The following is a 10,715-nucleotide window of genomic DNA, read 5'->3' on the forward strand; positions in this document are numbered from 1 at the left end:
CGCGTTCCCGACGGTAAAAGAACGGCAAAACAACGGGACCGTAAGTGGTCGGACCTCTCCAGGAGGGAGTACGAGGGCCGCAACTCTCGCGTCAGACAAGGATGTTGACGTGAGGGGCAACCTCGGCGGGCTTGTCGCTCTTCCCCCTGACAAGCCTCACCCCGGCACGAACGAGGAAAACGATGTGTGAACTTCTGAACCGCATCTGGTCCCGCCCGCGTGGCGAGTGGACGCGCGTCCTGCGCAGGGAACTCCCCTCGCTGGCCGCCGAGATAGTGGAGGAGCTTCTGCATGGAATTCCGGAATTTTCCGCACTTATCGATGACAACGATGCCATCGATGACGAGTTGTTCCGGCAGCGGGTGGAAGAGGCACTCCTCACTGTCCTCGGCTACCAGGAACAGCCCCGGGAACAAGCACCGGACGAGCACGATGAACAGGCCGAGAGCGAGGACGAGATCGAGAACCAGATCGAGGTCGAGAGCCAGTTCGACAGCAAGGTCGAGCACGGGATCGAAGTCGGGATCGTGGCCAGGGCCGAGTACGAGGTCACACACGAGGGCCGGCACGAAGGTCTGCGCGAGGCCCGCCACGAGGCCCGCAACGAGGGACTTCGCGAGGGCCACCGCGAAGGGCTCCGCGAGGTCCGGAACGAAGGTCTGCGCGAGGTCCGAAATGAAGGACTGCGCGAGGCCCGGCACGGAAGCCGGCACGAGGCCCGGCACGAAGGCATCCGCGAGATGGACCGGGCGCGGCATGACCTCTTCAAGACGCTCACCGATGACAGGGACGCATCCGAGATGTCCCTCAGCGAGCTCGCGGAGGCGGCCGGCTGGCCCCTCCCGCTCGCCGTCCGGGCCATCGTGCCCGCCACGCCCGGCGAGACCCAGCAGCTCGCCGCCGTACTGGACCACTGCCTCGTCGGCATGTTCGCGGGCCGTCCGTGCCTGCTCGTCCCCAGCCCCGATCCGGACACCCGCGCCCCGCTGGAACACCTGCTGCGCGGCCGGTTCGCGGCCGTGGGCCACGCCGTCCCGCTCCGCGACACCGCATCCTCACTGCGCTGGGCGCTGCGCCTGGCCGCACTGACACCCGCCCGTCCGGGCGTGGAGGTCCGGCCCGTCTTCGTCGACGACCACCTCTCCACTTTGCTGCTCCTTCAGGACGAGCCCCTGGCCCACGCGCTGGCCGCCCGGTGGCTGCGTCCGCTGGCCGACTTGACCCCCCGCCAGAGCGAGCGGCTGGAGGTGACGCTGCTCGCCTGGCTGGAGGGCGGCGGAGCCCCCGAGGCCGCCAAGGCGCTGAGTGTGCACCCGCAGACCGTGCGCTACCGCATGCGTCAGCTGGAGAAGCTCTTCGGTACCGGCCTGCGGGACCCCCGTACCCGATTCGAACTGGAGATGGCCCTGCGCAGCCGCCGCTTGATGGCCCAGGTCCGGCGCCAGCACTCCCGGGTCGGCCGCCGTGCCGCCCGCGTGATCCAGGCGGACTTCACCCCCCTGGTCGTCGGACGGATGGCCCGCGTCAACGGCCTCTGAACCGCGAACAGCCCGGCTGAACCGCCAACAGCCCGGCCCGGCCCCGAATCACGGGGCCGGGCCGGGCTGTTTCGTGCGTACACCACCGGGCGGGGGTGCGTGTCCTGCGGTGTGCTCCGCCGGGCCGGGCTCCGCCGGGCCGGGCTCCGCCGGGCCGGGCTCCGCCGGGCCGGGCTGTGGCATGTCAAGCGGTGCGCGACCGGTGGGTGACCGGTGCGGACCGCGGAGGTGACGTGCGGTGCGAGCCGTCCGGGCCGGCCGGGTGTCGCGCGATGTGCGACCGGTGCGGGCCGGGCTCGTGCCATGGGGTGCTGGGGTGGGGCCGGGGCGGGGCTGGGGTGCTGGGGGTGCCGGGGTGCGTGACCGGTGCGGCCCGGCCCGTGACATGCGTACGCCGCCGGGACTCGGCGGCGGCGTACACATACGTGCGGTGTTGGCCCGAAGTCGGCTTCGGGCCAACACCTGTCCCGGGCCGGACGCCGGGGGTGGGGGTGAGGGGCGTCCGGCCCGGGAGCGGAGGGGAGCCTCCCGCTGCGGGGGTCAGCGGCAGTTCTGCCCGTTGTTGATGCAGTTCACGGCCTTGTTCATCAGGCCGTTCGACATCACGTTGATGAAGTCGTCGTGGTCGGTCGCCGGCTTGTGGAGCTGCTCGGGGAAGCTGTCCACGGCGAACCGGGCACCCGGCGCCACCCCGTAGGTGAGGCGCATCACCAGCTGCGGAATGGCCTTGAAGCCGTTCGGGCAGCGGCCGTTCTTGTCCGCGAACGCCACGTGCGTGCGGTGGTTGGCGCTGTCGACGTTCTTGCCGTCCCAGCAGCTCTGGAAGTTGAAGGTGCGCACCACGTCACTGCCCTTCGGGCAGACCGGGTACTTGTCCTTCAGCTGCCGGTTCTCGAATCCCGTGCAGCTCCAGGAGGCATTGGCGTTGCCGTTGCCGTTGGTGAAGGCCTTGGCGTCACCGGTGATGATGCGCATGAAGCGGGGCATCGCCGTGACCTTGCCCACCGGACTGCCCTTGAAGGTGATCGACACCTGCTTCGGCTTGAGGATGGTGCCGACATTGGCGTCCTGGCCGCCGCCGGGCGCCTTGGCGTCCTTCTCCACCTTGCCGTCGCGCAACCGCAGTACGGGCCAGTAGTACGCGGACTGGTCGCCGTTGCCGCAGGTGGTGCCCGACGCGGCGAGGCTGCCGTTCGTGGAGAAGGCGTCGGTGGTCAGGTTGCCCACGTAGTCGTGCATGTGGTGGGCGCCGTTGGAGACGCCGGGGGCGACGATCACGTTGTCGGGGTTGAAGTGGCCGTTCTCGTTGCGGCCGCACTGCGAGGTGAAGGAGCCCTTCGAGGCGTTTCCGGCCTGGGCGGGATTCTTTACGTTCGGCTTGATCTTGGTGATGTTGACGAAGTCGTTCTTCGCCGGACCGCCCTTCTGCGCGGCGGCCTGGGCGGCCGCGCCCTGCTCGCCCTTGCTCGCGGCCGCCGCCGCGCCGTCATCCGCGGCAGCGGCCTGCTTCATCGTGCACGCGCTCAAGGACTTGATGTCCTTGGGGTTTTCGCCGGCGCGGCCGATCGCGTCGGCTACGCCCGCGATGGTCTGGTCCCGCTTCTGCTTCAGGTCACCGAGGAGGGCGGCGTCGCCCTTCGCCTTCCCGGCGGCGAGCTGCTTGTAGGCGTCGGCGACCTGGTCGTCCAGTTTGGCGAGGTTCGCGTCGACCTCGGGCTTGGCCTTTTCGGGGACCGCGGTGAGCTTCTCTCCCACGTCGGGGCAGTCGATGGTGGACGTCATCCGGTTGTCCTGGCCGGCGGACGCGTTCCCGGCGACGACGGCGACCCCGCCACCGCCCAGTACGAGCGCGGCTGTCACGCCCAGGACCTTGTTCGACAGGCGTGAGCGTTTGTGGCCCTTTTTACTCATGCGATCACTTCACTTCGTCGGTTGGACATTGTCGGAAAGCGCGTCGAAGTCGACGAGTCCGGTGTCTTCGAGGACCGTGATGTGGTCCAGAACCGTGGCGTTGGCGGACGTGGCGAGGGCCCGGACCATCGAGTTCTTGGTCGTTGACCGGATTCCGGCCAGCAGGGCGAACACCTTTCCGTGAGCTCGGCGCAGCAGTTGGACGAAGAGTCGTTCGTACTCCTCTCCGCGTGCACGGTTCATCTGGCCCAGCCAGTCCTGCTGCTGGGCGGACGGCTGGTTGGGCAGGTCGACACCGAGGGCCTGGCCGACCTGGATGACCTGTCGGTCCAGCTCGGTGTGGCCGTCGATGAGGTGCTGGCCGGCCGTCTTGATCGCGGGTCGGGACCCGCGCTGCTGGGCCTGGCGGCCCGCGGGCAGCTCCCAGAGCCCGGCGAGCCGGACCTTGCGGACGAAGTCCCGGTCCGCGGCGGTCAGCGGTCCGTAGGCCGTGCTCAACGTTCCGCCGCCGTCGTCGTCGCCGCCCGCCGGACCCGTCGGACCCGCCACGGCGGCCGCGGGCCGGCTGCCGAAACTGTCCACGGGTATCAGAAGGGCGATCAGGGTGAGCGCAAGGGCGGTGATGACCAGGCCGCTTCCGATCGTGTATCGCGTGGCCAACGACAAGCTGCTGATGGATCTCCGCCGCAATGACGGCACTGTGCCTCCTCGCTCCAAGGGCCGGGAGGGGGTGGCGGGGCAGGAGAGGCCGCACATGCAGTGCGGAGCGCACCCGCATTCCCGGGGTGTCACGGGACGCTAGTACCGGGCGCGCCGCCGGGGCCGGAGGACATCACCATCGGACAAACATCCTGGCGTCTCCGCGGAAGGCTGATATCTTGCGGCGCGCCCGGAGATTCGGCTGGGTGGCGCCGCCGTGCCCTGTCATGCCCGGGCGCCGTCCGGCCGTGCCCGCGTGCAGCGGGCCCGGCTCGGGACCCGGATCAGGCCTCGGACGTGTTCACGAGGCGGTCGAAGGCGAGGCCGCTCGCGGCCGCCCCGCGCCCCGCGCCCCGGCGCGCGGGGCGGGGGCCAGACGACCACCTGGCCGTCCCGGCCCCGGATGCGGTTGTACGCCACCGTCAGCCGGGAGCCGGCCTGCGGGACCTCCTCCTCGTTCACGTAGGCAGGCCTGCCGCCGTTCCGGTGCCACCGGGTCCCGGCCCGGCCGCAACAGCTCCGTCAGGGGCTCCACCGCCCGGCCGTCGGCGGGATGCGGCACGGCCGCGCGCCGCAACCGCACCGACCGCCCGCGCTCGCCGGAGTGGACCGCGATGAAGGGGATCCAGTGCTCGGGCACGGAGCCCATCGCCGCGTACGCGACCGCCGCGCGCGGATCCGTCCGTGCGGGCTGCGGATCCAGGCGCAACCGGTGCGCCAGGCTCTCCGTGGAGAGCCCGCTGCCGCGCCGCGACTCACCGGCCGCCGTACGGGCCGTCCGCTCCAGGATCACCGTGCTCTCCCACAGCCGCGGCTTCTCGCGGACCCGCACGATCCCGTGCAGCCAGTCCTCCACGGGGGAAGGTGCGGGGTGCGGGCGCACGGGTGCGCAGGTGGGCAATCAGCCGGTCGCTGTCGCACAGTGCGGCCCTCAGTCCCGGGCGCACAGGCCGCCCGCGGCCCTCCCGCCGGCCCGCCCGAAGGATCAGGCGAGCGCCGCGGCCGCCGTGAGCATCCGCTCCCCGGCCCGGTCGGGCCGCGGCGCCGGGGGCTCCGGCGCCGGCTCGGCCGCACGGGTGTCCGTCAGGAGCGCGATCAGAGAGGTACGGGCGCGGGCGACGCGGGAGCGGACCGTACCGATCGGGCAGCCGACGGCAGTCGCCGCCTCGGCGTAGGACAGACCCAGCAACTGGGTCAGGACCAGGGCCTCCCGGCGCTCGGACGGGATCACGGCGAGCAGTTCCGCCAGGGCGATGCCGTCCTCGAAGCCCGGCACGTCGTACGGCTGGGCCTGCTCGGCGGCCGTCTGCCAGTCGCAGCGGTCCGAGAGTCTCGGCCGGGCGGCCGCGTGGCGCAGGCTGTCCACGACCGTGCGGCGGGCTATGGACAGCAGCCAGGTCCGCGCGGAGGAACGGCCCTCGAACCGGTGCAGGCTCGCCAGCGCGCGGAGGAAGACGTCCTGCGTGAGGTCGTCGGCCGCCTGGGTGTCGGCGCTGAGGTAGGCCACATAGCGCCAGACGTCGCGGTGGAGGGCGCGCACGAAGCGGTCGGTCTTCACGGGATCGCCGTCGCGGGCGTCCAGCGCCAGCCGGGTCACCGCCGCGTCGGAGTCGGGGGTGCGCCGGGCCGGCCGGTCGCCGGCGGTACAGGAAGGGGTCGTCAGGGCAGCAGTCATCGCCACAAGGTCCTTACGGGCAAAGGGAGTCCGGCGCCGCGAGCGGCGGGGCCGGTGAGGGGTACGGCCTGCCGGAAGGCATGGCCGAGGCCCGAGGCGCGGGGTGCGGGTGCGAGAGCGGTCGCGGACGCGGCTCGGGGAACCAGCTGTCAGAGGACAGCGGTTCCCGGCGGCGGACCCCGTGAGGTGATGGCGTGGACGAGGAAGAGCCGGCGCGGCGCGCGGTGCCGGTGCCGGCGGCGGACCCGGACGGGCAGCCGGTGCGCGGGTACCGCCGTACGGAGCAGCAGGCGCAGCGGAGTCCACAGGCGCCCGGCGACGGCGCGCACCACGCGGAAGACGGCCCGCTCGCCATGGGCGAGCCACAGCCCGCACAGCACGGCGGCCAGCAGGTGCGCGGCCAGCATGCCCGCCGGGGACATGGCGACCGCCTCGTGCATGCCGCCCGGCAGCGGCCCACCGGTCGCGGCACCATGCGCACCGGTCACGGCGGACGCGGCGTCCGCCGTCCCGTGCATGGCGTGGTGCAGGTGGGCGGGTGTCCCCGGCATCCCGGTGCCGGGCGGCTGCGGCATCCGCATCGTCGACGACATCGACGACATCGACGGCATCGCAGACATGTGCCCGGATCCGGTCGGCGCGGCCGCCCCGGCGAGGGACTGGGACAGGGTGAAACCGGCGTGGAGCACCGCCTGGACGGCGACGGCCGCCGTCGTCACGGCGAGCAGCCCGCGTTCCCGGCCCGCGAGGGCCCAGGCCGTCGCCGCCGTGCCCGGAAAGGCGACGGACAAGGCCCACCAGGGCACCGCCACACCCGACATGAGCAGGTGCCCGGTGGCCGCGAGCAGCACACAGAGGGCTGCGAACATCGCAGCCCGTAGGGCGCGTAGAAAGCGGACCGGGTTCATGGAGGGCTCATCCTTGCACCGGCCTCCCGAGCCGCACATCAGGGTGCGCACTTCCGGACAAGTTCCCGCGTCCCGGCCTGTCATGGGGCCGGTACGCCCGCCTCGTGTGGTGCAGGGCACAGCGGAGGGAGGGAACCTGCCCGCCGCTCCATCCGACTGCCTACCCGCTCGGTCGAAGAGTTCAACGTCCTGGGAAGGGAGACTTCGTGACGGCGGAGGGGACGGCGACCGCATCGCCGGCGGAGAAGGACGGCGCGGCGGGGCGGCAGTTGACCGCGCTGCTGACCTGCGCCATGGCGTTCTCGATGCTGCAGCTGTTCCTCCTCGGGGCGCTGGGCCCGCGCCTGGTGACCGAACTCGGCGTCTCCCCGGCCGTGCTGGGACTGACGACCACGATCGGCTTCGGGACCGCCGCCGTCCTGTCCCCGGCGGGCGGCCGGATCGTGGACCGGATCGGTCCGCGGCGCTCGCTGGTGGTCCTGCTGCTGGTCTCCGCGGCGGCCCTCGCCCTGATCGGCGCCGCGCCCGGCGCCGGTCTGCTGCTCGGCGCCGTCGCACTGGGCGGCGTACCCCAGGCGCTGGCCAACCCGGCCACCAACAAGGCCGTGCTGCGCGCCGTCCCGCCCGCCCGGCGGGGCGCGGTGACCGGCCTCAAACAGTCCGGGGTCCAGCTCGGAGCCTTCGCGGCCGGACTGCCGCTCGCCCTCCTCGCGGGCGGCATCGGCTGGCGGGGCGCGGTCTGGACCGGCGCCGGCGCCGCCCTGCTCGCCGGGCTGTGGGCGCTGCGCGTCCTGCCCTCCGACGCCGCCGCGCCGCCCGCGGGGCCCCGTACGGCTCTCGTGCCGCGGGGGATGGTGGCCTGGCTGGCGGTCTTCTCGCTGTTCCTCGGCGCCGGAATCGCCTCGGTCAACACCTACCTGGCCCTCTTCGGCGCGCAGCGGCTGGACCTGGGCCCGACGGCGGCCGCCGCGCTGGTCGCCGTACTCGGCGTGGCGGGGATCGCGGGCCGGGTCGGATGGTCGAAGGCGGCCCGGCCCGGGCGGGCCGAGTGGCTCCCGGGGTGGCTGGCCTGCGGGGCGCTGGGCGCTGCGGTCCTGCTGGCTGCCGCCCTGGTGGTGGGCCTGCTGGTGTGGGCCGGGGCGATCGCCGTCGGCGTCTTCGCCGTCTCCGGCAACGCCGTCTCGATGGTGCTGGTCATGCAGCGGGCCGCCCCCGGCCGCGCCGGCCAGGACTCGGCGCTGGTCGCGGCCGGGTTCTTCGGTGGATTCGCGGTGGGCCCGCCCCTGTTCGGCCTGCTCGCGCAGAGCGGACGGTACGGGCCGGGCTGGCTGCTGGTGGGCGCGGAGTTCGCGGCCGCGTCGGCCGTCGCGTTCCTGTGGGCCGTACGGGACCGGCGGGAGGCCGCGGCATGAGCGCGGGCGCCTTCGGGCCGGGCCCGGCCCTCGAGGCCGTCATGACACGGGTGGCGGTGACCGCCGAGGCGGTCGGCCCCCGCTTCCCGCTGTACGCCGGCCCGGACGACGGTCGGTGGACGACCACCGGCCGCGGTTCGTGGACCGGCGGGTTCTGGGCCGGGCTGCTCTGGCTGCGGGCACGGTACACCGGCGACGCGGCCGACCGGCGCGCCGCCGCCGCGTGCACGGCCCGGCTCGCACCATGGGCGGGGGCCGACACCGCCACCCGCGGCCTGATCCTCTGGTACGGGACCGCTCCGGCCGGGGACGACGCCGAGGCCGCCGAACTGCGAGGCCGCGGCGCCCGGGCCGTGCTCTCGGCCTACGACCGCGAACTCGGGCTCGTGCCCTGGGGGGACGCGCTCGGCGGGCCCCGCATGCTCGCCCGCGTGGACGGGGTGCCGGGAACCGTGCCCCTGCTGGCCGGAGCCGGACCCCGGGGCGCCGCCGCGGCGGCGGCCCACCTCCACCGCCACCTCGACCTTTGTCTCGTTGAGAGCCGGGGCCAGGGCCTCCTGCTGCGGCCCGCCCTGCGCTTCGACGCGGCCGCGGGCTGGCAGCCCTGCGCGGACCCGCCGCCGGGCTGGAGCCGGGGCCGGGCCTGGCTGCTCCTTGCGGTGGCCGACGCCCTGCTGCGCCCGGACCTCGCCACACCCGGCCGGGCCGCCCGGCTCACCGAGGCGGCCGAACTCCTTTCGGCGGGGGACGAGTTCCCGGCCGCAGGACCCGCGGGGCTCGTCCCGGCGGCCGACGCCGCCCGCCCGGACGGGCCGCTCGACACTTCGGCCGCCGCGATCACCGCGGTCGCCCTGCTGAAACTCGCCCGTGTGCCCGGCCCCCGGGCGGGCGCGTACGGGGACCGGGCCGGGTCGATCCTCCGCCGCCTCACGGAGAGCCACCTCACCGGCCCCGACTCCGGACGCCCGCCCGGGATGCTGCTGGACGGCTGCTACGACGCCGGGAAGGAGCTGGCCGTCCGGCACGAGCTCGTCTGGGGCGACTTCTTCCTGGCGCTCGGCCTCGCCGCCCTGCACGGGGTGGTCGACATCACCCTTATCTAGTGCTGTGACCGGGAAGGTTCACCGGGTCACGACGCCCGGCACGGCGCCTCATCCCCCAGACTCCGTCCGGGGGGACCCCCAGGTTGTCGGACCGCGCAACTACGTCCAGTACGAGCCGCGGTCCTCCGCCTTGCGATCCACCGCACCGGACGACGCGACCCGGCAAACCTTCCCGGCCACAGCACTAGGGGGTGACTTGGCCGCCGTCCCGTGCGTAGTCGCGCAGGACCCGGCGGGCCACGGAGGTGATGTGCAGCTCGTCCGGCCCGTCGAGGACGCGGGCGGCCCGGCCGGTGCGCAGGAGCCCGGGTAGCGGGGTGTCCGGACCGAGCCCGGCGGCGCCGTGGACCTGGATGGCGGAGTCCGCGACCTGCTGGAGCATGCGCGCGGCGGCGACCTTGGCGAGCCCCACCTCCGTACGCGCGTCCCGCCCGGCGGCGATCAGCGCCACCGCCTCGTGCACCAGGGGGCGGGTGGTGCGCAGGGCGAGCAGGGCGTCGAAGACATGACTCTGGATCAGCTGCTGGTCGGCGAGGGGTCCACGGGACCCGCTGCGGGTGGCGGCCCGCTCACACATGAGGTCGAAGGCGCGCCGGGCCTGGCCGAGCCAGCGCAGGCAGCGCAGCGTACGGCCGAGCTGCAACCGCTCACCGGCGATGGCCAGGGCGTCCCCGGGCTCGCCGAGGAGGTGGTCGGCCGGGACCCGGACCCGGTCGAGCTCGATCTCGTACTGGCCGCCCGCACCGAGGACGGGGAGTTCGCGTACGACGCGGAAACCGGCCGACGCGGTGGGCACGAGCAGCAACGACAACCCCTCACGGTCACCGGTGCTCCCGCCGGTGCGGGCCATGACCGTCACCAGGGCGGCGTCCGCGGCGCCGGAGGTGAACCACTTGCGGCCGGTGACGAGCCAGCTCCCGTCCGGCCCGCGCTCGGCCCGGGTGGCGGTCCGGAAGGGGTCGGTGCCGGGGACGTCCGGCTCGGTCATGGCGTAACAGGCCCGTATCTCCCCGGCGACCAGCGGTTTCAGGTACGCCTCGCGGACTGCGGTCCCCCCGTGCCGCGCCAGCATCCTCGCATCGAGCAGCGGGGCGGATCCCAGCGCGGCCGGACCGTGGTCACTGGCCCCCTCCGCCTCGGCCAGGGCGGCGTACGCCCGGAACTCCAGCCCGCCGCCGCCCAGTTCCGCCGGGAGCGGCAGTGCCCACAGGCCCTCCTCCTGTGCCTGGCCGCGCAGTTCGGCCAGCGCTTCGGCCGCTGCGGGCCCGCCGCCGTCCAGCACCGCCTCCCGGGGGATCACCCGGGTGCCGACGAAATGGTCGATCCGCTCCCTCAATTCATCTGTGCCCGAAGCCTGTTGCGCATCCGAGGTGTGGTCCGTGCCTGGATCCGTCACTTCTTTCCTCCTCATTCCCGGGAACTCGCGGGAACGGCCGACCGACTCCCTGTCCGTGGAACTGGTCGGGTGC

The 10,715-nt window shown here is 73.6% G+C and carries 9 protein-coding genes; 3 read left to right on the top strand and 6 right to left on the bottom strand.

Annotated elements, in window-relative coordinates:
• Positions 1-182 precede the first annotated feature (182 nt).
• On the top strand, positions 183-1,538 hold the full coding sequence (locus ACZ573_RS06430) for a PucR family transcriptional regulator (RefSeq protein WP_471299822.1): 1,356 nt from the start codon (positions 183-185) through the stop codon (positions 1,536-1,538).
• Between the two features lie 540 nt (positions 1,539-2,078).
• Here ACZ573_RS06430 and ACZ573_RS06435 read toward each other — a convergent pair.
• The 5 genes from ACZ573_RS06435 to ACZ573_RS06455 all read right to left on the bottom strand — a co-directional run bounded on the left by ACZ573_RS06435 (position 2,079) and on the right by ACZ573_RS06455 (position 6,731).
• Positions 2,079-3,449 (bottom strand): DUF1996 domain-containing protein, encoded by a 1,371-nt coding sequence (locus tag ACZ573_RS06435; RefSeq protein WP_471299825.1) that lies wholly within the window; start codon positions 3,447-3,449, stop codon positions 2,079-2,081.
• A gap of 9 nt (positions 3,450-3,458) precedes the next feature.
• Positions 3,459-4,109, bottom strand: coding sequence for a DUF4142 domain-containing protein (locus ACZ573_RS06440; protein WP_471299828.1), 651 nt, complete (start codon positions 4,107-4,109; stop codon positions 3,459-3,461).
• A 340-nt stretch (positions 4,110-4,449) separates the two neighbouring features.
• Positions 4,450-5,004 (bottom strand): hypothetical protein, encoded by a 555-nt coding sequence (locus ACZ573_RS06445; RefSeq protein ID WP_471299831.1) that lies wholly within the window; start codon positions 5,002-5,004, stop codon positions 4,450-4,452.
• A 129-nt stretch (positions 5,005-5,133) separates the two neighbouring features.
• Entirely contained in the window at positions 5,134-5,823 is a 690-nt protein-coding gene (locus tag ACZ573_RS06450; protein ID WP_471299833.1) for a sigma-70 family RNA polymerase sigma factor, read from the bottom strand.
• Between the two features lie 149 nt (positions 5,824-5,972).
• Positions 5,973-6,731: a hypothetical protein gene (locus ACZ573_RS06455; RefSeq protein ID WP_471299836.1), complete on the bottom strand. Its 759-nt coding sequence runs from the start codon at positions 6,729-6,731 to the stop codon at positions 5,973-5,975.
• Between the two features lie 206 nt (positions 6,732-6,937).
• Between ACZ573_RS06455 and ACZ573_RS06460 the strand changes: the two genes are divergently transcribed.
• Both ACZ573_RS06460 and ACZ573_RS06465 read left to right on the top strand, forming a co-directional pair.
• A complete protein-coding gene (locus tag ACZ573_RS06460) occupies positions 6,938-8,143 on the top strand; it encodes an MFS transporter (protein ID WP_471299839.1) in 1,206 nt (401 codons plus the stop codon).
• Positions 8,140-9,246, top strand: a complete 1,107-nt coding sequence (locus ACZ573_RS06465; protein ID WP_471299842.1) for a sugar ABC transporter permease — start codon at positions 8,140-8,142, stop codon at positions 9,244-9,246. The genes ACZ573_RS06460 and ACZ573_RS06465 overlap by 4 nt, the downstream gene beginning before the upstream one ends.
• Positions 9,247-9,430: 184 nt before the next feature.
• On the opposite strand, the gene ACZ573_RS06470 is transcribed toward ACZ573_RS06465, so the two are convergent.
• Positions 9,431-10,582, bottom strand: a complete 1,152-nt coding sequence (locus ACZ573_RS06470; RefSeq protein ID WP_471300633.1) for an acyl-CoA dehydrogenase family protein — start codon at positions 10,580-10,582, stop codon at positions 9,431-9,433.
• Positions 10,583-10,715 lie beyond the last annotated feature (133 nt).

The organism is Streptomyces sp. NPDC040545 (assembly GCF_055595065.1).

Bases quoted from the DNA above. Each gene is read 5' to 3' on its own strand.
- ACZ573_RS06430 (WP_471299822.1), top strand. From the start codon at position 183: ATGTGTGAACTTCTGAACCGCATCTGGTCCCGCCCGCGTGGCGAGTGG.
- ACZ573_RS06435 (WP_471299825.1), bottom strand. From the start codon at position 3,449: ATGAGTAAAAAGGGCCACAAACGCTCACGCCTGTCGAACAAGGTCCTG.
- ACZ573_RS06450 (WP_471299833.1), bottom strand. From the start codon at position 5,823: ATGACTGCTGCCCTGACGACCCCTTCCTGTACCGCCGGCGACCGGCCG.
- ACZ573_RS06455 (WP_471299836.1), bottom strand. From the start codon at position 6,731: ATGAACCCGGTCCGCTTTCTACGCGCCCTACGGGCTGCGATGTTCGCA.
- ACZ573_RS06465 (WP_471299842.1), top strand. From the start codon at position 8,140: ATGAGCGCGGGCGCCTTCGGGCCGGGCCCGGCCCTCGAGGCCGTCATG.